The sequence below is a fragment of the Pseudomonas sp. GD03903 genome (genome assembly GCF_029840045.1).
GTDB lineage: Bacteria > Pseudomonadota > Gammaproteobacteria > Pseudomonadales > Pseudomonadaceae > Pseudomonas > Pseudomonas pseudonitroreducens.
Window position 1 is genome coordinate 41,001 of sequence record NZ_JAOCBT010000013.1, and the last position, 21,963, is coordinate 62,963.

The window sequence follows — 21,963 nt, forward strand, 5'->3', positions numbered from 1 at the left end:
TTGAGGACCCTGTAGTTCGAGGTGCAGAGGAGTGGGAGGCACGTTGCACGAAAGGCGGAGCACGGGTGCGAATCCTGGGGTGTCGCGGCAGACCGCGTTGGGGACGGCGATTCTAGAAGTGCGCCGGGGGGCAGGATAAGCTGACGGTTGGATGAATTATTGTTGCCTGAAAGGACAATAATCCCGTCGCGACAGGTATGCGACAATTCGCCGCCTGTCATGAATCTGTAACAAGGCGTTGCTCGTTCGAGCGCCGTTGCAGAGGCCGCCCGCCGTGGCGTGGACAGGCTCTCAGGAGAAATGATGGACCTGCTGCACAACATGCGTGCTTTCGTCTGTGTCGCCGAGACCGGCAGCTTCACCGCTGCCGCCCAGCGCATGGACCTCACCACCGCCTACGTCTCGCGGACGGTGGCCAAGCTCGAAGCGCACCTGCGTACCCGCCTGCTACACCGCACCACCCGCCGCATCGCCCTCACTGAAGCCGGCCAGCGCTACCTGCAGCGCTGCCAGCAGATCCTCGGCTACATCGAGGAAGCCGAGGCCGAGGCCGGCGACGCCCACGCCCGGCCCCACGGCAAGGTGAAGGTGCATGCCATGACCGGCATCGGCCAGCACTACCTGATCCGTGCGATCTCGCAGTACTGCGAAATCTACCCGGAGGTTACCTTCGACCTGACCCTGGCCAACCGCATCACCGACATCCTCGACGAGGGCTACGACATCTCCGTGGTCATCGCCCAGGAGCTGCCGGATTCGGGCTTCGTCTCCAAGCGCATCGGCAAGACCTACAGCGTGCTCTGCGCGTCCCCCGAATACGTGGCGCGCCATGGCATGCCCAAGCAGCTCGCGGAGCTGACCGATCACCGTTGCCTGCGCCTGGTTAATTCGGTGATGTCGCTGGACAAGTGGCTGTTCGACGGCCCCGACGGCCAGGAAATGGTCGGCATCAACCACAGCCACTTCCAGGTCAACACCGCCGACGCCATGACCGAGGCGGTGCGTGCCGGCATGGGCATTGGCGCGCTGCCGGTGTATTCCGCCGTGCAAGGACTCAAGGACGGCAGCCTGGTGCGCGTGCTGCCCGACTACAGTCTGTTCCACCTCAACGTCTATGCGCTGTATCCGTCGCGCCAGTACCTGGATGCGAAAATCCGCACCTGGGTGGAATTCCTCCGCGACTGCGTGCCCGGCATGCTCGAGGAACACGAGCGGATGATGCTCGAACACCGCACCCGACAGCCTGGCTGACACGCTATCCGGCAGCATTGAACCCGCGAATCCTTCCGCGCCCGGCCATCGCCGGGCGTTTCTTTTCGCGCCTTGCGTTCCGCTGTGTCGAACGCGGCTTTGGGAAAAGACGAATTCTCCGAACGCCAACATTTGCGTCAGTCTCCCTGCGAGCCTGCCGCCAGGCTCACCTCGCAAGCACAAGAACAAATTGAGGGTGACGCGATGTTTGGATCGATGTTTGGATCGACGGGGCGGGCGTTGCTCGCCGTCCTGGCGTTGGCCTGCGCTACTGCCACACAGGCTGCCAATGAACCGCAGGCTGCCAATCAACCGACTATCCATGAGCCGGCTGTTCATGAGCCGGCTGTTCATGAACCCATAGTGATCAAGTTTGCCCACGTGGTCGCGGAGAACACGCCCAAGGGGCAAGGCGCGCTGATGTTCAAGCGCCTGGCTGAAGAGCGCCTGCCCGGCCGGGTGCGCGTGGAGGTCTACCCGAACTCCTCGCTGTTCGGCGACGGCAAGGAGATGGAAGCACTGCTGCTGGGCGACGTGCAGATGCTCGCGCCGTCCCTGGCCAAGTTCGAGCAGTACACCAAGAAGGTGCAGATCTTCGACCTGCCGTTCCTCTTCGACGACATCCAGGCCGTCGACAACTTCCAGCGCAGCCCGCAGGGCCAGAGCCTGCTGACCAGCATGCAGGGCAAGGGCATCCTCGGCCTGGCCTACTGGCACAACGGGATGAAGCAGCTGTCGGCCAACCGCCTGCTGCTCGAGCCGGGCGATGCGCGCGGGCTGAAGTTCCGCGTGCAGGCCTCCGATGTGCTCAACGAGCAGTTCCGCGAGCTGCGCGCGATCTCCCGCAAGATGTCCTTCGCCGAGGTCTACCAGGGCTTGCAGACCGGCGTGGTGAATGGCACCGAGAACACCTGGTCGAACTACGAGAGCCAGAAGGTCAACGAGGTGCAGAAGTACTTCACCGAGTCCAACCATGGGCTGGTGGACTACATGGTGATCACCAACGCGAAGTTCTGGAACGGCCTGCCGCCCGACATCCGCGACGAGCTGCAGAAGATCATGGCCGAGGTCACCGTGCAGGTGAACCTGGAAGCCGAGCGCCTGAACCGTGACGCCCGCCAGCGCATCCTCGCCAGCGGCGGCAGCGAGATCCACGCACTCACCGCGCAGCAGCGCGCCGACTGGCGCGAGGCGATGCAGCCGGTGTGGCAGAAATTCCGCAACAACGTCGGCGCCGATTTCCTCCAGGCCGCCGAAGCCTCCAACCGCCCCCATTGATCCGTCCGGCCCCGCCGGTTGGCGGGGCTTTGTGGAGTGCCTTGTATGAATCGACTCATGCGCGTCTGGAACCACTTCGAGGAGGGCGCTATCGCCTTCCTGCTGGCGACCATGACGCTGGTGACCTTCGTCTACGTGGTGATGACCAACGTCTTCACCCTGTTCTATGACCTGGGGGATCGCCTGCCCGCCGTGCAGGCACCGTTCTACGCCGTCGGCGACGCGATCCTCGGCGCTGCCCAGGACATGTCCTGGAGCAACGCGCTGACCAAGGCGCTGTTCGGTTGGCTGATCTTCTTCGGCATCGCCTATGGCGTGCGTACCGCTGGCCACCTGGGCGTGGATGCGCTGGTGAAGCTGGCGCCGCGCCCGGTGCAACGCTGCATCGGCGTGCTCGCCTGCCTCTGCTGCCTGGGCTACGCCGGGCTGTTCATGGTTGCCAGCTTCGACTGGGTGAAGACCTTGTTCATCGCCGGCATCGGCGCCGAAGACCTCGACCACTTCGGCATCCTCCAAGCCTACATCGCGGTGATCGTGCCCATCGGCTTCGGCCTGGTGCTCCTGCGTTACCTGGAAATCCTCGTCAACCTGTTGCGCGGCCGCCAGCTCGGCCTGGGCCTCGCCGACGAGGCCGCGGAGGCCTCGAAACTGGCTGGCGAAGAAGCCGCGGAGAATCGTCCATGACCGTGATGATGCTGTTCCTCCTGCTGTTCGTCTTCATGTTCATCGGCGTGCCCATCGCCATTTCCCTGGGGCTTTCCGGCGCGCTGACGATCCTGCTGTTCAGCCCGGATTCGGTGCGCTCGCTGGCGATCAAGCTGTTCGAGACCTCCGAGGCATACACGCTGCTGGCGATCCCGTTCTTCCTGCTCTCCGGCGCCTTCATGACCACCGGCGGCGTGGCCCGTCGGCTGATCGATTTCGCCAACGCCTGCGTCGGCCACATCCGTGGTGGCCTGGCGATTGCCGCGGTGCTGGCGTGCATGCTGTTCGCCGCGCTGTCCGGTTCGTCACCTGCAACGGTGGCGGCGGTGGGCTCGATTGCCGTGGCCGGCATGGTGCGTTCGGGCTACCCGCGCGAGTTCGGCGCCGGGATCATCTGTAACGCCGGGACCCTGGGCATCCTGATTCCGCCGTCGATCGTCATGGTGGTGTACTCCGCCGCCACCGAGACCTCGGTGGGCAAGCTGTTCGTTGCCGGTGTGGTGCCGGGCCTGCTGCTGGGCGTGATCCTGATGGTGGTGATCTACATCGTCGCGCGGGTGAAGAATCTCCCGGCGCAGCCGCGCGCCAGCCTGCGCGAGTGGTTGTCCGCTGCACGTCGCGCCGGTTGGGGGTTGTTGCTGCTGGTGATCATCCTCGGCGGCATCTACTCCGGGCTGTTCACGCCCACCGAGGCGGCGGCGGTGGCGGCGGTCTACTCGGCCTTCGTCGCGCTGTTCGTCTACAAGGACATGCGCCTGCGCGATTGCCCCAAGGTGCTGGTGGAGTCGGGGCGGCTGAGCATCATGCTGATGTTCATCATCGCCAACGCCATGCTCTTCGCCCACGTGCTGACCACCGAGCAGATTCCCCAGCAGATCACCGAGTGGGTGATGCAGGAAGGGCTGACGCCGATCGGCTTCCTGCTGATGGTCAACGTGGTGCTGCTGGTGGCCGGCAGCTTCATGGAGCCCTCGGCCATCGTGCTGATCCTGGCGCCGATCTTCTTCCCCATCGCCATGCGCCTGGGGATCGACCCGATCCACCTGGGGATCGTCATGGTGGTGAACATGGAGATCGGCCTGGTGCACCCGCCGGTGGGGCTCAACCTGTTCGTCACCTCGGCGGTCACCGGGTTGCCGCTGGGCTCGACCATCCGCGCGGCGCTGCCGTGGCTGATGATCCTGCTGCTGTTCCTGATCCTGGTGACCTACGTGCCCTACATCTCGCTGGCGCTGCCCCACGCGCTGGGCATGTGACAGGTTGTCGCGGCCCCATGGCAGTAAGGCTGATGGGGCCCATCACTACGACTAAGGATTGGTAAGACCATGGTCGAATGGCCTGGGGAAGGGTGTCGCCGTTACAACTTAGGGCAACAAAAACAACACTCTTCACCGAGGTAAAACGCCATGACAGCGGCATCCGTGTACCCCGTGCGTCCCGAAGTGGCCGCGACCACTCTGACCGACGAGGCCACCTACAAGAAGCTGTATCAGCAGTCGGTGGTCAACCCCGACGGCTTCTGGCGCGAACAGGCCCAGCGCATCGACTGGATCAAGCCGTTCACCAAGGTCAAGCAGACCTCTTTCGATGACCACCACGTGGACATCAAGTGGTTCGCTGACGGCACCCTGAACCTCTCCTACAACTGCCTCGACCGTCACCTGGCCGAGCGCGGCGACCAGCTCGCCATCATCTGGGAAGGCGACGATCCTTCCGAGCACAAGGAAATCACCTACCGCGAACTGCACGAGCAGGTCTGCAAGTTCGCCAACGCCCTGCGTGGCCAGGACGTGCACCGTGGCGACGTGGTGACCATCTACATGCCGATGATCCCGGAAGCCGTGGTCGCCATGCTGGCCTGCGCCCGCGTCGGCGCGATCCACTCCGTGGTGTTCGGCGGCTTCTCCCCAGAAGCCCTGGCCGGCCGCATCATCGACTGCCGCTCCAAAGTCGTGATCACCGCCGACGAAGGCCTGCGCGGTGGCAAGAAGACCCCGCTCAAGGCCAACGTCGACGACGCGCTGACCAACCCGGAAACCAACAGCGTGCAGAAGATCATCGTCTGCAAGCGCACCGGTTCTCCCATCAAGTGGAACCAGCACCGTGACGTGTGGTTCGAGGACCTGATGAAGGTCGCCGGCTCCACCTGCGCACCGAAGGAAATGGGCGCCGAGGACCCGCTGTTCATCCTCTACACCTCCGGTTCCACCGGCAAACCCAAGGGCGTGCTGCACACCACCGGCGGCTACCTGGTCTATGCCTCGCTGACCCACGAGCGGGTGTTCGACTACCGTCCGGGCGAAGTCTTCTGGTGCACCGCCGACATTGGCTGGGTCACCGGCCACACCTACGTCGTCTACGGCCCGCTGGCCAATGGCGCGACCACCGTGCTGTTCGAGGGCGTGCCGAACTATCCGGACATCTCCCGCGTGGCGAAGATCGTCGACAAGCACAAGGTCAACATCCTCTACACCGCGCCGACCGCCATCCGCGCGATGATGGCCGAGGGCAAGGCGGCAGTCGAAGGCGCCGATGGCTCCAGCCTGCGCCTGCTCGGTTCGGTCGGCGAGCCGATCAACCCGGAAGCCTGGCAGTGGTACTACGAGACCGTCGGCCAGTCGCGCTGCCCGATCGTCGATACCTGGTGGCAGACCGAAACCGGCGCCTGCCTGATGACCCCGCTGCCGGGCGCCCACGGCCTGAAGCCGGGCTCTGCGGCCAAGCCGTTCTTCGGCGTGGTGCCGGCGCTGGTGGACAACCTGGGCAACATCCTGGAAGGGGCTACCGAGGGCAACCTGGTGATCCTGGACTCCTGGCCGGGCCAGGCACGCACCCTGTACGGCGACCACGACCGCTACGTGGACACCTACTTCAAGACCTTCAAGGGCATGTACTTCACCGGCGACGGCGCCCGTCGCGACGAGGACGGCTACTACTGGATCACCGGCCGCGTCGATGACGTGCTCAACGTCTCCGGCCACCGCATGGGCACCGCCGAGATCGAGAGCGCCCTGGTGGCCCACCCGAAAGTTGCCGAGGCCGCGGTGGTTGGCGTACCGCACGACATCAAGGGGCAGGGCATCTATGTCTACGTCACCCTGAATGCCGGTGAGGAAACCAACGAGCAACTGCGTCAGGAACTGCGTGCCTGGGTGCGCAAGGAAATCGGCCCGATCGCCACTCCGGACGTGATCCAGTGGGCGCCCGGCCTGCCGAAGACCCGCTCGGGCAAGATCATGCGCCGCATCCTGCGCAAGATCGCCACGGCCGAGTACGACACCCTGGGTGATATTTCCACCCTGGCCGACCCGGGTGTGGTGCAGCACCTGATCGACACGCACCAGGCCATGCGCGCAGCCTGATCTGCGGCTCCATGAAAAACGCCCCGCTTGCCGGGGCGTTTTTCATTCCTGCGTCTTTATGCCGGGCGCCTGCCTGCGCTGAAGCTCTCGCTGAGCACGAATGTAGGATGGCGTGGAGCGCAGCGATACCCATCAATTCCGTACGCATCGACAGCATGGGTATCGCAAGCTCCACCCATCCTACGAGTTCGCTTTCCGCGGAGGGCGATAGCTCGCAGGGCGCATAACGCGCCTTATCCGTCGGCGGGGTATCGGCGGATAACCCGTTCCGGGTTATCCGCCCTACAGTGTGCTTCCTGCTCAGCGGTAACATTTCCCTGCGACAAAATGAGGCGTCAGGAAACAGTTCGCACGGATTCGGTGCGTCTTTTCTGTCCGCGCGGAATGAGTCAATATCGCGCACCTCGCGTAATACCTGGTGTTTGATATTTGTGGCCCAATTACTGCAGGTAAATTGGGTTTTACTACCTGCTTTCGGATCACGTAAAATTCGCGCCGTCAAGCCGCCGGGGCTCTGTCTCCGGCGCTTCTATAATTACTTGTCGCATTGAAGAAATAACCGCTCCGGGGCTGTCGCTAGAATGCCGCTCACCCCGGTAGGCGCGCTTTTCACAAGAATCGCGCCGGCAATGCGCAGACGAACAATAACCTTCACTTCTGCACGGGCAGCCTGGGCCAACCCCTTTCTCCTGCCAATCGAAGTCCTACCCTCGAAGGAGTTACTGATGAAGAAGTTTGCACTTCTCGGTGCGCTGGCCCTGTCCGCGCTTTCCCTGGTTGCCCACGCTGACGACAAGCCGGTCCGCATCGGCATCGAAGCCGGTTATCCGCCTTTCTCCTTCAAGACTCCCGATGGCAAGCTCGCCGGTTTCGACGTGGATATCGGCAACGCCCTGTGCGAAGAAATGAAGGTCAAGTGCACCTGGGTCGAGCAGGAGTTCGATGGCCTGATCCCGGCGCTGAAGGTCCGCAAGATCGACGCCATCCTCTCGTCCATGACCATCACCGACGAGCGCAAGAAGTCCGTCGACTTCACCAACAAGTACTACCACACCCCCGCGCGCTTCGTGATGAAGGAAGGCGTGACCCTGAACGACCCGCTGGTCGACCTGAAGGGCAAGAAGGTCGGTGTGCTGCGCGCCTCCACCCATGACCGCTACGCCACCGACGTCCTGGCCCCGGCCGGCATCGAAGTGGTGCGCTACAACTCGCAGAACGAAGCCAACATGGACCTGGTCTCCGGCCGCATCGATGCGACCATGGCCGACTCGGTCAACCTCGACGATGGCTTCCTGAAAACCGACGCCGGCAAGGGTTATGCCTTCGTAGGTCCGGAATACAACGATCCGAAGTACTTCGGTGGTGGCGCCGGTATCGCCGTGCGCAAGGGTGATACCGCCCTGGCCGAGAAATTCAATACGGCCATCGCCGGCATCCGTGCCAACGGCAAGTACAAGGAAGTACAGGACAAGTACTTCAAGTTCGACGTCTACGGCGAGAACTGATCCACGTCCAGAAGTGGCACAGACCCAGGCCCGGTCCTGATGTTTGTGCCACTTTTTTATTGGGGGCGATCCGTCAGCTGGCGGGCGCCCTGCAGCGTCCGTGCGGTTGCGGGCGGCTTCCGGTCTAGAGGTGCGAAACTATGTTCAATGGCTACGGAGCCACCATCGTCGATGGTGCCTGGCTGACGCTTCAGCTGTCCCTGCTGTCGATGGCCCTGGCAATCGCGTTGGGCCTGCTCGGCGCGGCCATCCGCCTGTCGCCGGTGAAGTGGCTGGCCTGGTGCGGCGACCTCTATTCCACCGTGATCCGCGGCGTGCCGGACCTGGTGCTGATCCTGCTGATCTTCTACGGCGGCCAGGCCGCAGTGAACTGGGTCGCGCCGATGGTCGGCTATGACGACTATATCGATCTCAACCCCTTCGCCTCGGGCGTCGGCACCCTGGGCTTCATCTTCGGTGCCTACCTGTCCGAAACCTTCCGCGGCGCCTTCATGGCGATCCCGAAAGGGCAGGGCGAGGCCGGCTTCGCCTATGGCATGAGCCCGCTGCAGGTGTTCTTCCGCATCCAGGTGCCGCAGATGATCCGCCTGGCCATTCCGGGCTTCACCAACAACTGGCTGGTGCTGGTCAAGGCCACCGCGCTGATCTCCGTGGTCGGCCTGCAGGACATGATGTTCAAGGCCAAGCAGGCCTCGGACGCCACCCGCGAACCCTTCACCTATTTCCTCTCCGTGGCGGCGCTGTACCTGGTGGTCACCAGCGTTTCCCTGGTGCTGCTGCGCATGCTCGAACGCCACTATTCGGTCGGCGTGAAAGTCGCCGAGCTTTGAGACCGGGAGCCCTCGCATGATCTTTGATTACACCGTCATCTGGGACAGCCTGCCGCTCTACTTCAGCGGCCTGCTGGTGACCCTCAAGCTGCTGGCCATCTCACTGTTCTTCGGCCTGCTCGCGGCAGTGCCGCTGGCGCTGATGCGCTGTTCGAAGAACCCGGCGGTGAACCTGCCCGCCTGGCTCTACACCTACGTAATCCGCGGCACGCCGATGCTGGTGCAGCTGTTCCTCATCTATTACGGCCTGGCGCAGTTCGCCGTGGTACGCGAAAGCTTCCTCTGGCCGTGGCTGTCCAACGCCACCTTCTGTGCCTGCGCCGCGTTCGCCATCAACACCAGCGCCTATACCGCCGAGATCCTCGCCGGCAGCATTCGCGCCACGCCCCATGGCGAGATCGAAGCCGCCAAGGCCATGGGCATGTCGCGCCTGAAGATGTACCGCCGCATCCTGCTGCCCTCGGCCCTGCGTCGCGCGCTGCCGCAGTACAGCAACGAAGTGATCATGATGCTGCAGACCACCAGCCTGGCGTCCATCGTCACCCTGGTGGATATCACCGGCGCCGCGCGCACCGTGTACTCGCAGTACTACCTGCCGTTCGAGGCGTTCATCACCGCCGGCATCTTCTACCTGATCATGACCTTCACCCTGGTGCGCCTGTTCAAGTTGGCCGAGCGCCGCTGGCTGGCCTATCTCGCGCCGCGCAAGCACTGAGGAAACGACCATGGAACGTATCGATCATCTGCTGCCGTGGAGCAGCCTGGGCAGCGAACGTCGCCTGAGCGTATTCCGCTACGGCAAGGGCCCGCGCAAGGTCTACATCCAGTCCAGCCTGCACGCCGACGAGCTGCCGGGCATGCGCACCGCCTGGGAACTCAAGCAGCGCCTGGCTGACCTCGAGTCGCGCGGGCAGCTCAACTGTGTCGTCGAACTGGTACCGGTGGCCAACCCCATCGGCCTGGGCCAGACCCTGCAGGCCAGCCACCTGGGCCGTTTCGAGTTCGCCAGCGGGAAGAACTTCAACCGCGATTTCGTCGAGCTGAGCGCTCTGGTCGCTGGGCGTGTCGGCGACAAGCTGGGCGCTGACGAAGCCGCCAACGTCGAGCTGATCCGCCAGGCCATGCGTGACGGCCTCGATGCGCTGCCGCCGGCCTCGTCCGAGCTGCAGGGCATGCAGCGCATCCTGCTGCGCCACGCCTGTGACGCCGAGGTCGTACTCGACCTGCACTGCGATTTCGACGCCGCCATCCATGTCTATGCGATCCCGCAGCACTGGCCGCGCTGGAAGTCCCTGGCCGCGCGCCTGAAGGCCGGCGTGGCGCTGCTCGCCGAAGACTCCGGCGGTAGCTCCTTCGACGAGTCCTGCTCGCTGCCCTGGCTGCGCCTGGCACAAGCCTTCCCGCAGGCGGCGATTCCGCTGGCGTGCCTGGCGACCACCGTCGAGCTGGGCGGCGTGGGGGATACCCGCGTCGACCAGGCGCAGGACAATTGCGAAGCCATCCTCGGCTTCCTGGCCGAGCAGGGCCTGATCGCCGGCGACTGGCCGGCGGCCCCGGCCGAGTGCTGCGAAGGCATGCCTTTCGAAGGCACCGAATACCTCTACGCACCTCACGTTGGCGTGGTGAGCTTCCTGCGCAAGGCGGGGGAGTGGGTGGAGAAGGGCGACGCGCTGTTCGAAGTGGTCGACCCGCTGAACGACCAGGTCAGCACCGTACACGCCGGGACCTCCGGTGTGCTGTTCGCCATCGAGCGTGGGCGCTACGCCCAGCCAGGGCTTTGGCTGGCCAAGGTGGCCGGGCGTGAGCCGTTCCGCAAGGGCCGGCTGATCAACGACTGAATTCGAGAACCGACACCATGTACAAACTTGAAATCCAGGACCTGCACAAGCGCTACGGCACCCATGAGGTGCTCAAGGGCGTCTCCATGGCGGCCAAGGCAGGCGACGTGATCAGCATCATCGGCTCCTCCGGCTCGGGCAAGAGCACCTTCCTGCGCTGCATCAACCTGCTGGAGCAGCCCCACGCCGGCAAGATCCTGCTCAACGGCGAAGAGCTCAAGCTCACCCCGAACAAGGACGGTGCGCTCAAGGCCGCCGATGCCAAGCAGCTGCAGCGCATGCGCTCGCGCCTGTCGATGGTGTTCCAGCACTTCAACCTGTGGTCGCACATGAGCGCCCTGGAGAACGTCATCGAAGCGCCGGTCCATGTACTGGGCGTATCGAAGAAAGAGGCGCTGGAAAAGGCCGAGCACTACCTGGCGAAAGTCGGCGTGGCGCACCGCAAGGATGCCTATCCCGCGCACATGTCCGGCGGCGAGCAGCAGCGCGTGGCGATTGCCCGTGCGCTGGCGGTCGAGCCGGAAGTGATGCTGTTCGACGAGCCGACCTCGGCGCTCGACCCCGAGCTGGTCGGCGAAGTGCTGAAGGTCATGCAGGACCTGGCCCAGGAAGGCCGCACCATGGTGGTGGTGACCCACGAGATGGGCTTCGCCCGCGAGGTCTCCAACCAGCTGGTGTTCCTGCACAAGGGGCTGGTGGAAGAGACGGGCTGCCCGAGGGAAGTCCTCGCCAATCCGCAATCGGAACGCCTCAAGCAGTTCCTTTCCGGCAGCTTGAAGTAAGCTGTTTGTCATTCGCACCGTTGGGTGAACCTGCCGCATGACCGCACAACGCATCGGATTCCTGCTCTGGCCGCACACGCGGGCGCTGACCCTCGCGCTGGCCGAGGAGGCCCTGCGGGTCGCCCGCCGGCTGCACCCTGAAGCGCTCTACGAACCGGTGTTCATGAGCGCCGAACCGGTGGCCGAAGCGGACGGCTGGCGCCTGCCGGGGCAGTCCTGGAGCGGTGTGCTGGAACAGTGCCAGCGCATCTTCCTGGTCGCCGACGAGGTTCCCCAGACGATTTCCGCGCCGCTGGGCGCCGCGCTCAAGCAGCTGTCGCGCAGTGGTGTGAGCATTGGCGCGCTGTCCGCCGGCATCTACCCGCTGGCGCAGCTCGGCCTGCTCGATGGTTACCGCGCCGCCGTGCACTGGCGCTGGCACGACGACTTCACCGAGCGTTACCCCAAGGTCATCGCCACCAACCACCTGTTCGAGTGGGATCGCGACCGCCTCAGCGCCTGTGGCGGCATGGCGGTGCTCGACCTGCTGCTGGCCGTGCTGTCCCGCGACCATGGCGCGGAACTGGCTGGCGCGGTGTCGGAAGAGCTGGTGGTGGAGCGCATCCGCGAAGGTTCCGAACGCCAGCGCATCCCGTTGAAGAACCGTCTCGGCTCCAGCCACCCGAAGCTCACCCAGGCGGTGCTGCTGATGGAGGCGAACATCGAAGAGCCGTTGACCACCGACGAGATCGCCCAGCACGTGTGCGTCTCGCGCCGCCAGCTGGAGCGCATCTTCAAGCAATACCTGACCCGCGTGCCGAGCCAGTACTACCTGGAACTGCGCCTGAACCGCGCGCGGCAGATGCTCATGCAGACCAGCAAGTCGATCATCCAGATCGGCCTGTCCTGCGGCTTCTCCAGCGGCCCGCACTTCTCCAGCGCCTACCGCAACTTCTTCGGCGTGACCCCGCGCGAAGACCGCAACCAGCGCCGCGGCCAGGGCGCCGCCGAAGCCGCCCCGGTGGTCGCCGAGCGCGGCTGACCCCGTGCTTCTGTAGGATGGGTGGAGCGAAGCGATACCCATCAATAGGGTGGCTTCAAACGACATCGTCTCCAAGAGCTCGAAGGTCAACGCGTAATCGTTCGTCCGGCCCCTGTTGGTCCGGTGCGCTGGCAGCATGGGTATCGCTGCGCTCCACCCATCCTACGAACTTGCGAACCGCCGACGCCGATGTGGCCGGTAAGAGCGTTCGCGAGCAAGCTCGCTCCTACATGAAAAGCCTCTGCCGCCTTACTCCCGTTTCGCTCGTTCGCCGAGCGAACAAATTCCACGCGCGTTGGTACCCGCAGCAGTTCGCAGGCCTTACACTGCGCCTTCCCGACGCTTTCTGTCGCATTTCCGTAAGCCTCGGCAATTCGCGGGTTGGCGCTATAACAAGTTGTCGCATGGCGGCAATGACGGCCCGCTGATCGTCCCTACAATCCATTCATCGATAGCCGCCTCACCAGGCAGGAGAACACCGATGTCCGCTCCGCAAGCTCAGGTCCAACGCTCCGACTTCGACCAGGTCATGGTTCCCAACTATTCGCCGGCTGCCTTCATTCCGGTGCGTGGCGAAGGCTCGCGAGTCTGGGATCAGAGCGGCCGAGAGCTGGTGGACTTCGCCGGCGGCATCGCGGTGAGTTCCCTGGGCCACACCCACCCGGCGCTGATGCAGGCGCTGACCGAGCAGGCCGGCAAGATCTGGCACGTCTCCAACGTGTTCACCAACGAGCCGGCCCTGCGCCTGGCCAAGAAGCTGATCGACGCCACCTTCGCCGAGCGCGTGTTCTTCGCCAACTCCGGCGCCGAGGCCAACGAGGCCGCGTTGAAGCTGGCTCGCCGTTACGCCCATGACGTCTACGGCCCCGAGAAGTACGAGATCATCTCGATGGTCAACAGCTTCCACGGCCGCACCCTGTTCACCGTCAACGTCGGCGGCCAGGCCAAGTATTCCGATGGTTTCGGCCCGAAGGTCGAAGGCATCACCCACATCCCGTTCAACGACCTGGAAGCCCTCAAGGCGGCCATCTCCGACAAGACCTGCGCGGTGATCATCGAGCCGGTGCAGGGCGAGAGCGGCGTGCTGCCGGCCGACCAGGCCTACCTGGAAGGCGTGCGCAAGCTGTGCGACGACAACAACGCGCTGCTGATCTTCGATGAAGTGCAGAGCGGCTTCGGTCGGATCGGCTACCTCTACGCCCACCAGTACTACGGCGTGAACCCGGACATCCTCTCCAGCGCCAAGGGCCTGGGCGGCGGCTTCCCGATCGGCGCCATGCTGACCACCGCGAAGATCGCCGAGCACCTGGTCGTCGGCACCCACGGCACCACCTACGGCGGCAACCCGCTGGCGTGTGCGGTCGCTGGCGCCGCCTTCGACGTGATCAACACCCCGGAAGTGCTCGAAGGCGTGAAGGCCAAGCACGAGCGCTTCAAGGTCCGCCTGGAGAAGATCGCCGCCGAGTACGGCATCTTCACCCAGGTGCGCGGCATGGGCATGCTCATCGGCGCGGTGCTCAACGACGCCTTCAAGGGCAAGGCCAAGGACGTGCTCAACGCCGCCGAGAAGGAAGGCGTGATGGTCCTGCAGGCCGGCCCGGATGTGGTGCGTTTCGCGCCCAGCCTGGTGATCCCGGATGCCGATATCGACGAAGGCCTGGATCGCCTCGAGCGCGCCATCGCCAAGCTGACCCGCGGCTGATCCCCCGGCTACGCTGAAGCGGCGGGGCTCGCACCTCGCCGCTCGACCGGCCGGATCGCCCCGGCCGGTGTTTTCGAATTCCCTGATGTGCGCGGCGCAGGCTGTGTCGCGCCCGTGATTCAGAAACCAAGAATCATGAAACTTTTGTCTGGTTAGAGGAGTGACGCCATGCTGGTGATGCGCCCCGCCCAAGTGGCCGACCTGCAGCAAGTGCAGCGTCTCGCCGCGGACAGCCCGGTCGGCGTCACGTCGCTGCCGGACGACGCGGAACGCCTGCGCGAGAAGATCCTCGCCTCGGAGGCCTCGTTCGCCGCCGAAGTGAGCTTCAACGGTGAAGAGAGCTATTTCTTCGTGCTGGAAGACAGCGAGACCGGCCGCCTGGTCGGCTGCTCGGCGATCGTGGCTTCGGCTGGCTTCTCCGAACCGTTCTACAGCTTCCGCAACGAGACCTTCGTGCACGCTTCCCGCGAGCTGAAGATCCACAACAAGATCCATGTCCTCTCGCTGTGCCACGACCTCACCGGCAACAGCCTGCTGACCAGCTTCTACGTCGAGCGCGAACTGGTGAACACGCCGATCGCCGAGCTCAACTCCCGCGGCCGCCTGCTGTTCATGGCCAGCCATCCGGAGCGCTTCGCCGACGCGGTGGTGGTGGAGATCGTCGGCTACAGCGACGACCAGGGCCAGTCGCCGTTCTGGAACGCCATCGGGCGCAACTTCTTCGACCTCGACTACACCGAGGCCGAGAAGCTCTCGGGCCTGAAGAGCCGCACCTTCCTCGCCGAATTGATGCCGCATTACCCGATCTACGTGCCGCTGCTCCCGGACGACGCGCAGGAAGCCATGGGCCAGGTGCACCCGCGTGCGCAGATCACCTTCGATATCCTGATGCGCGACGGCTTCGAATCCGACAACTACGTCGACATCTTCGACGGCGGCCCGGCGCTGCACGCCCGCACCAGCAGCATCCGCTCCATCGCGCAGAGCCGGCAGGTGCCGGTGCGCATTGGCGAAGGCGGCAAAGGCAACCGTGGCTACCTGGTGACCAACGGCCAGTTGCAGGACTTCCGCGCCGTCGTCGCCGAACTCGACTGGGTACCGGGCAAGCCCGTCACCCTGAATCAGGAAACCGCCGAAGCCCTGGGCATCGGCGAGGGCGCCAGCGTGCGCCTGGTTGCGATCTGAGGGGAGAGAGCATGATCGTCCGTCCCGTAACCAGCGCCGACCTGCCGGCTCTCTTTGACCTGGCGCGCAGCACCGGCACCGGTCTGACCACGCTGCCGGCCAACGAGCAGCGCCTGCAGCACCGCGTGAGCTGGGCCGAGAAGGCCTTCCGTGGCGAAGCCGAGCGCGCCGATGCCGATTACCTGTTCGTGCTGGAAAACGACGAGGGCAAGGTGGTGGGTATTTCCGCCGTCGCCGGCGCCGTCGGCCTGCGCGAGCCCTGGTACAACTACCGCGTCGGTCTGACCGTCAGCGCCTCCCAGGAGCTGGGTATCCACCGCGAGATTCCCACGCTGTTCCTGGCCAACGACCTGACCGGGCAGTCCGAGCTGTGCTCGCTGTTCCTGCATGCCGACCACCGCGCCGGCCTGAATGGCCGGCTGCTGTCCAAGGCGCGCTTCCTGTTCATCGCCGAGTTCCGTGAGCTGTTCGGCGACAAGGTGATCGCCGAGATGCGCGGCATGTCCGATACCGCCGGGCGCTCGCCGTTCTGGGAAAGCCTGGGCCGGCACTTCTTCAAGATGGAATTCAGCCAGGCCGACTACCTGACCGGTGTGGGCAACAAGGCCTTTATTGCCGAGCTGATGCCCAAGTTCCCGCTCTACACCTGCTTCCTCTCGGAGGAAGCGCGCTCGGTGATCGGCCGCGTGCACTCGGATACCGAGCCGGCGCTGGCCATGCTCAAGGCCGAGGGCTTCAGCTACCAGGGCTACGTCGACATCTTCGACGCCGGCCCCGCCATCGAGGCGCCGACCGAGAAGATTCGCGCCATCGCCGACAGCCAGAACCTGGTGCTGGCCATCGGCACGCCGGGCGATGACGCCGAGCCCTTCCTGATCCACAACCGCAAGCGCGAGGAGTGCCGCATCACCGCCGCGCCCGCGCGCCTGGCCGCCGGTTCGCTGGTGGTCGATGCGCAGACCGCCAAGCGCCTGCGCTTGTCCGCCGGGGCTTCGGTCCGCGCGGTGCCCCTCTCCGGAAAACGCAACTGACGCCGTCCGGCGTCAGGGGAGCCAGATGATGAATACCCACTACATTGCCGGCCATTGGCTGGCGGGCGAAGGCGAGCCGCTGGAATCGCTCTGCCCGGTCAGCCAGGCCGTGGTCTGGTCCGGCCTTGCCGCCTCCGAGCAGCAGGTCGCCGCCGCCGTTGCCGCCGCGCGAAATGCCTTCCCGGCCTGGGCACGCCGCCCGGTGGAAGAGCGCATCGCCGTGCTGGAGCGCTTCGCTGCTGCGCTGAAAGGCCGTTCCGAGGAACTGGCCCGCGCCATCGGCGAGGAAACCGGCAAGCCGCTGTGGGAAGCTGCCACCGAAGTGACCAGCATGGTCAACAAGGTCGCCATCTCGGTCCAGGCCTTCCGTGAGCGCACCGGCGAGAAGAGCGGGCCGCTGGCCGACGCTACCGCCGTGCTGCGCCACAAGCCGCACGGCGTGGTCGCCGTGTTCGGCCCGTACAACTTCCCTGGTCACCTGCCCAACGGCCATATCGTGCCGGCGCTGCTGGCGGGCAACGCCGTGGTGTTCAAGCCCAGCGAGCTGACTCCGAAAGTCGCCGAGCTGACCCTGCAGGCCTGGGTCGAAGCGGGGGTTCCCGCTGGCGTGATCAACCTGGTCCAGGGCGCCCGCGATACCGGCGTGGCGCTGGCGAGCAACGACGATATCGACGGCCTGTTCTTCACCGGTTCCAGCCGTACCGGCAACCTGCTGCACAGCCAGTTCGGCGGCCGCCCGCAGAAGATCCTCGCGCTGGAGATGGGCGGCAACAACCCGCTGGTTATCGACGAAGTGAAGGACGTCGACGCCGCCGTCTACACCATCATCCAGTCCGCCTTCATTTCCGCCGGCCAGCGTTGCACCTGTGCGCGCCGCCTGCTGGTGCCGCAGGGCGCCTGGGGTGACGCGCTGCTGGAGCGCCTGGTGGCCGTGGCCTCGACCATCAAGGTCGGCCGCTTCGACGAGCAGCCGGCGCCCTTCATGGGCTCGGTGATCTCGCTCGCCGCCGCCGAACACCTGATCAAGGCCCAGGACACTCTGCTGGCCAAGGGCGCCAAGCCGTTGCTGGCGATGACCCAGCCGTTGGCCACTGCCGCGCTGCTGACCCCCGGCATCCTCGATGTGACTGCCGTGGCCGAGCGCCCGGACGAAGAATTCTTCGGCCCGCTGCTGCAGGTGATCCGCTACGCCGATTTCGATGCCGCCGTGCGTGAAGCCAACGCTACCCAATACGGCCTGGCCGCCGGTTTGCTGTCGGATTCCCGCGAGCGCTATGAGGACTTCCTCATCGAAAGCCGCGCCGGCATCGTCAACTGGAACAAGCAACTGACCGGCGCCGCCAGCAGCGCGCCGTTCGGCGGCATCGGCGCCTCTGGCAACCATCGCCCGAGCGCCTACTACGCCGCCGACTACTGCGCGTACCCGGTCGCCTCGCTGGAAAGCGACAGCCTGAGCCTGCCTGCAACCCTGACTCCGGGAGTGAGCCTGTGAAGACCGCCTATGAAATGAACTTTGACGGCCTGGTCGGACCGACGCACAACTACGGTGGCCTGTCCTACGGCAACGTCGCTTCGCAGAGCAACAGCCAGGCGGCGTCCAACCCGCGCGAAGCGGCGAAGCAGGGCCTGTCGAAGATGAAGGCGCTGATGGAACTGGGCTTCAAGCAGGGTGTGTTCGCCCCGCAGGAGCGCCCGGCCGTTGCCTCGCTGCGCGCCCTGGGCTTCTCCGGCACTGACGCGGAAGTCATCGCCAAGGCGGCCAAGGAGGCCATGCCGCTGCTGGCCGCGGTCAGCTCGGCGTCCTGCATGTGGACCGCCAACGCCGCCACCGTCAGCCCCAGTGCCGACACCGCCGATGGCCGCGTGCACTTCACCGCCGCCAACCTGAACTGCAAGTTCCACCGTTCCATCGAGCATCCGCAGACCAGCCGCATCCTTGCGGCGATGTTCAATGACGAACAGCGCTTCGCCCACCACGCCGCGTTGCCGGCGGTCGCCCAGTTCGGCGACGAGGGCGCGGCCAACCACACTCGCTTCTGCAAGTCCTACGGCGAAGCCGGCGTGGAGTTCTTCGTGTTCGGCCGCAGTGCCTTCGACAGCCGCTTCCCGGCGCCGCAGCGCTACCCGGCGCGGCAGACCCTGGAAGCCTGCCAGGCGGTCGCCCGCCTGCACGGCCTGAGCGATGACGGCGTGGTCTATGCCCAGCAGAACCCGGCGGTGATCGACCAGGGCGTGTTCCACAATGATGTGATCGCCGTGGGCAACGGCGAGGTGCTGTTCCACCACGAAGACGCCTTCCTCGATACCGAGCGCGTCCTCGCCGAACTGCACGACAAGCTGGGCCGCCGTGGCGGCCGCTTCCGCGCCGTGTGCGTGCCGCGCGACCAGGTCACGGTCGAGGACGCGGTGAAGTCCTACCTGTTCAACAGCCAGCTGCTCACCCGCGCCGACGGCAACATGCTGCTGATCGTCCCGGAGGAATGCCGCAAGAACGAGCGCGTGTGGAACTACCTGTCGCGCCTGACCGCCGAGGACGGCCCGATCCGCGAGGTGAAGGTGTTCGACCTCAAGCAGAGCATGCAGAACGGCGGCGGCCCCGCCTGCCTGCGCCTGCGCGTAGCGCTGAACGACGCCGAGCTGGCGGCGGTCAATCCCGGCGTGATCATGACCCCGACCCTGCACGACACCCTGGTCAGCTGGGTCGACAATCACTACCGCGATCGCCTGGCCGAGTCCGACCTGGCCGACCCGCAACTGCTCGTCGAGTGCCGGACGGCGTTGGATGAATTGACTCAGATCCTTAAACTGGGCTCGGTTTATCCCTTCCAGCTGAACTGAGTGAATGACATGACCGAAAGCCTCCCGCTGATTCTTGAAGACAACAAGGGCGAACGCCGCGAGACCCACACCGCGCGCCTGGCCATCCGCCTGGAAGGGCGCGAGCTGTGGCTGGAGGCCGACGGCAAGGGCGGCCTGGTGATCTACGCCGACTCCCATGAGGACGACGCCGAGATCCCGCTGCTGGTGGTGCGCCCGCAGGCGGTGAACCAGTTGGGCCTGAGCCTCGAGCTGGAAGCCGCCGAAGTCCACGAACATGGTCCAGACTGTGGATGTGACCATCACCACTGATCGCGGAGTCCGCAGCCGCTCCGGCCGCGGGGAATGATGGAGGCGTCCGCATGCTAGCTCTGGGCAAACTGCTCGAACTGACCCTCGCCGGCCGTGAGCCGACGGAAAAGATTCAGCTCACCGCAGACGGCACCCGTTTGCACTGGCTGGCCGAAGGCGCCCTTGAAATCACTCCGCCGGTAGCGCGGGACAATGGCCGCGACCTGCTGCTTTCGGCGGGTATCCATGGCAACGAGACCGCGCCCATCGAGTTGCTCGACCGCCTGGTGCACCGCATCGCCCGTGGCGAGTTGAAGCCGGCGGCGCGGGTGCTGTTCCTGCTCGGCAACCCCGAGGCCATGCGCCGCGGCGAGCGCTACCTGGAACAGGACATCAATCGCCTGTTCTGCGGTCGCCACGAAGAAGGCAGCGGCAATGAAGCGCTGCGTGCTGCGGAGCTGGAGCGTCTGGCCGCGGCGTTCTTCGCCCGTGACGGCCGCCCGCGCCTGCATTACGACCTGCACACCGCCATTCGTGGCTCGAAGATCGAGCAGTTCGCACTGTATCCCTGGGCCAGCGGCCGCGAGCACTCCCGCGAAGAGCTGGCGCGCCTGCGCAGTGCCGGCATCGACGCCGTGCTGTTGCAAAGCAAGCCGGGCATCACCTTCAGTGCCTACACCTACAGTCACCTGGGAGCCGAGGCTTTTACCCTCGAATTGGGCAAGGCCAGGCCGTTCGGGCAGAACCAGTCGGTGAACCTGGACCGCCTGGAAGCCATGCTCGAAGGCGTGATCACCGGCCAGGAGGCAGATAGTGCGCAACTCGATGGTCTGCAGCTGTTCGCCGTTTCCCGCGAAGTGATCAAGCACAGCGACCATTTCCGCCTGCACCTGGACGACGCGGTGGACAACTTCACCGAGCTGGACCATGGCTTCCTGCTCGCCGAAGACATCGGCGGCACCCGCTGGATCGTGGAAGAGCAGGGCGCGCGGATCATCTTCCCCAACCCGCGGGTGAAGAACGGCCTGCGCGCCGGCATCCTGGTAGTCCCCACCGAACTCTGAACTTTTGTAGGAGCGAGCTTGCTCGCGAACCGCCCGCCGCTGAAGTCCCCGGAAAGATGCGTTCGCGAGCAAGGGCTGGGCGCCCCCCTCGATCCTACAGTCACTCCGCCCTTGTTCCACCTCCGGCGAGCGCTTAGCATCGGCCCTTTCCGCCTGATGCCCGAGGAGCCTTGCCATGTCCATCATCGACCTTCGCAGCGACACCGTGACCCTGCCCACCGCCGGCATGCGCGAGGCGATGGCGCGGGCCGAGCTGGGCGATGACGTCTACGGCGAAGACCCGACGGTGAACCGCCTGGAAGTGACCCTGGCCGAGCGCCTGGGGTTCGCTGCCGCGCTGTTCGTGCCCACCGGCACCATGAGCAACCTGCTCGGCCTGATGGCCCATTGCGGCCGCGGCGACGAATACATCGTCGGCCAGCAGGCACACACCTATAAATATGAAGGTGGTGGCGCCGCCGTGCTGGGCTCGATCCAGCCGCAGCCCATCGACGGCGAAGCCGACGGCTCGCTGGACCTGGCCAAGGTCGAGGCAGCGATCAAGCAGGACGATTTCCACTTTGCCCGCACGCGCCTGCTGGCGCTGGAAAACACCATGCAGGGCAAGGTCCTGCCGCTGACCTACCTGGCGGCTGCGCGGGAGATGACCCGCCGTCGCGGCCTGGCGCTGCACCTGGACGGCGCGCGCCTGTACAACGCGGCGGTGAAGCTGGGGGTGGATGCCCGTGAGATCACCCGCCACTTCGATTCCGTCTCTGTGTGCCTGTCCAAGGGCCTGGGTGCGCCGGTGGGTTCGGTGCTCTGCGGCGATGCCGAGCTGATCGGCCGCGCGCGTCGGCTGCGCAAGATGGTCGGCGGCGGCATGCGCCAGGCCGGTGGCCTGGCAGCGGCGGCGCTGTATGCGCTGGATCAGCAGGTCGAGCGCCTGGCCGAAGACCATGCCAATGCCGAAGCGCTGGGCCGTGGCCTCGCCGAGTTGGGCTACAGCATCGAGCCGGTACAGACCAACATGGTCTACGTCGACCTTGGCGAGCAGGCCGGCGCGCTGGGCGAGCACCTGGCCGAGCGCGGCATCCGCGTCAGCCCGGCGGCGCGCCTGCGCCTGGTCACCCACCTCGACGTGAAAAGCGCGGATATTCCTCGAATCGTCGAAGCATTCGCCGCCTTTCGTCGTTCCTGACAGAAATTATTGCGCGATAGGCGTTAACTATCGCGCAAAGACACTACAACCTTGATGCGGGGCCGATATAATGCGGCCCTTTGCCGGCGATTCGTGGCCGCATTTTTCCGTGGAAGAACCT

The 21,963-nt window shown here is 65.3% G+C and carries 19 protein-coding genes; all 19 read left to right on the forward strand.

Going from position 1 to position 21,963, the window contains the following annotated elements; all coding sequences use genetic code 11:
- Positions 1-303: 303 nt before the first annotated feature.
- The 19 genes from N5C91_RS20035 to ltaE all read left to right on the forward strand — a co-directional run bounded on the left by N5C91_RS20035 (position 304) and on the right by ltaE (position 21,842).
- Positions 304-1,251 carry a LysR family transcriptional regulator gene (locus tag N5C91_RS20035; RefSeq protein ID WP_236173031.1) on the forward strand — a complete coding sequence of 316 codons (948 nt, stop codon included), beginning with the start codon at positions 304-306 and terminating at the stop codon, positions 1,249-1,251.
- Between the two features lie 216 nt (positions 1,252-1,467).
- A complete protein-coding gene (locus N5C91_RS20040) occupies positions 1,468-2,529 on the forward strand; it encodes a TRAP transporter substrate-binding protein (protein ID WP_279831500.1) in 1,062 nt (353 codons plus the stop codon).
- Between the two features lie 45 nt (positions 2,530-2,574).
- Positions 2,575-3,213 carry a TRAP transporter small permease gene (locus N5C91_RS20045; protein WP_279831501.1) on the forward strand — a complete coding sequence of 213 codons (639 nt, stop codon included), beginning with the start codon at positions 2,575-2,577 and terminating at the stop codon, positions 3,211-3,213.
- A complete protein-coding gene (gene dctM / locus N5C91_RS20050; RefSeq protein ID WP_054907235.1) occupies positions 3,210-4,490 on the forward strand; it encodes a C4-dicarboxylate TRAP transporter large permease protein DctM in 1,281 nt (426 codons plus the stop codon). Before N5C91_RS20045 ends, dctM begins: the two co-directional genes overlap by 4 nt.
- A 150-nt stretch (positions 4,491-4,640) precedes the next feature.
- Entirely contained in the window at positions 4,641-6,596 is a 1,956-nt protein-coding gene (gene acs, locus N5C91_RS20055) for an acetate--CoA ligase (RefSeq protein ID WP_279831503.1), read from the forward strand.
- A 725-nt stretch (positions 6,597-7,321) separates the two neighbouring features.
- Positions 7,322-8,101, forward strand: a complete 780-nt coding sequence (locus N5C91_RS20060; protein ID WP_184593050.1) for an ABC transporter substrate-binding protein — start codon at positions 7,322-7,324, stop codon at positions 8,099-8,101.
- A gap of 140 nt (positions 8,102-8,241) precedes the next feature.
- Positions 8,242-8,931 carry an ABC transporter permease gene (locus N5C91_RS20065; RefSeq protein ID WP_279831507.1) on the forward strand — a complete coding sequence of 230 codons (690 nt, stop codon included), beginning with the start codon at positions 8,242-8,244 and terminating at the stop codon, positions 8,929-8,931.
- A 16-nt stretch (positions 8,932-8,947) separates the two neighbouring features.
- On the forward strand, positions 8,948-9,646 hold the full coding sequence (locus N5C91_RS20070) for an ABC transporter permease (protein WP_236173028.1): 699 nt from the start codon (positions 8,948-8,950) through the stop codon (positions 9,644-9,646).
- Between the two features lie 10 nt (positions 9,647-9,656).
- Entirely contained in the window at positions 9,657-10,769 is a 1,113-nt protein-coding gene (locus N5C91_RS20075) for a M14 family metallopeptidase (RefSeq protein ID WP_279831509.1), read from the forward strand.
- A 17-nt stretch (positions 10,770-10,786) separates the two neighbouring features.
- Positions 10,787-11,551 (forward strand): arginine/ornithine transport ATP-binding protein AotP, encoded by a 765-nt coding sequence (aotP, locus tag N5C91_RS20080; RefSeq protein WP_024766334.1) that lies wholly within the window; start codon positions 10,787-10,789, stop codon positions 11,549-11,551.
- Between the two features lie 37 nt (positions 11,552-11,588).
- Positions 11,589-12,572 (forward strand): transcriptional regulator ArgR, encoded by a 984-nt coding sequence (gene argR / locus N5C91_RS20085; protein WP_236173026.1) that lies wholly within the window; start codon positions 11,589-11,591, stop codon positions 12,570-12,572.
- A gap of 481 nt (positions 12,573-13,053) precedes the next feature.
- Positions 13,054-14,274, forward strand: coding sequence for an aspartate aminotransferase family protein (locus N5C91_RS20090; protein WP_279831510.1), 1,221 nt, complete (start codon positions 13,054-13,056; stop codon positions 14,272-14,274).
- Between the two features lie 168 nt (positions 14,275-14,442).
- Positions 14,443-15,459 carry an arginine/ornithine succinyltransferase subunit alpha gene (gene aruF / locus N5C91_RS20095; protein ID WP_236198498.1) on the forward strand — a complete coding sequence of 339 codons (1,017 nt, stop codon included), beginning with the start codon at positions 14,443-14,445 and terminating at the stop codon, positions 15,457-15,459.
- Between the two features lie 11 nt (positions 15,460-15,470).
- A complete protein-coding gene (astA, locus tag N5C91_RS20100; protein WP_236173024.1) occupies positions 15,471-16,490 on the forward strand; it encodes an arginine N-succinyltransferase in 1,020 nt (339 codons plus the stop codon).
- Positions 16,491-16,515: 25 nt separating this feature from the next.
- Positions 16,516-17,982, forward strand: a complete 1,467-nt coding sequence (astD, locus tag N5C91_RS20105) for a succinylglutamate-semialdehyde dehydrogenase (protein WP_279831513.1) — start codon at positions 16,516-16,518, stop codon at positions 17,980-17,982.
- A 14-nt stretch (positions 17,983-17,996) separates the two neighbouring features.
- Positions 17,997-19,328 (forward strand): N-succinylarginine dihydrolase, encoded by a 1,332-nt coding sequence (gene astB / locus N5C91_RS20110; protein ID WP_236198854.1) that lies wholly within the window; start codon positions 17,997-17,999, stop codon positions 19,326-19,328.
- A gap of 9 nt (positions 19,329-19,337) precedes the next feature.
- Positions 19,338-19,619 (forward strand): hypothetical protein, encoded by a 282-nt coding sequence (locus N5C91_RS20115; RefSeq protein WP_054907334.1) that lies wholly within the window; start codon positions 19,338-19,340, stop codon positions 19,617-19,619.
- Positions 19,620-19,669: 50 nt separating this feature from the next.
- The gene (gene astE, locus N5C91_RS20120; RefSeq protein WP_279831518.1) at positions 19,670-20,662 is read left to right on the forward strand and encodes a succinylglutamate desuccinylase; all 993 of its coding nucleotides are present in this window, start codon (positions 19,670-19,672) and stop codon (positions 20,660-20,662) included.
- A 175-nt stretch (positions 20,663-20,837) separates the two neighbouring features.
- Complete coding sequence (gene ltaE, locus N5C91_RS20125) at positions 20,838-21,842, forward strand: low-specificity L-threonine aldolase (RefSeq protein WP_279831520.1); 1,005 nt, start codon at positions 20,838-20,840, stop codon at positions 21,840-21,842.
- Positions 21,843-21,963 lie beyond the last annotated feature (121 nt).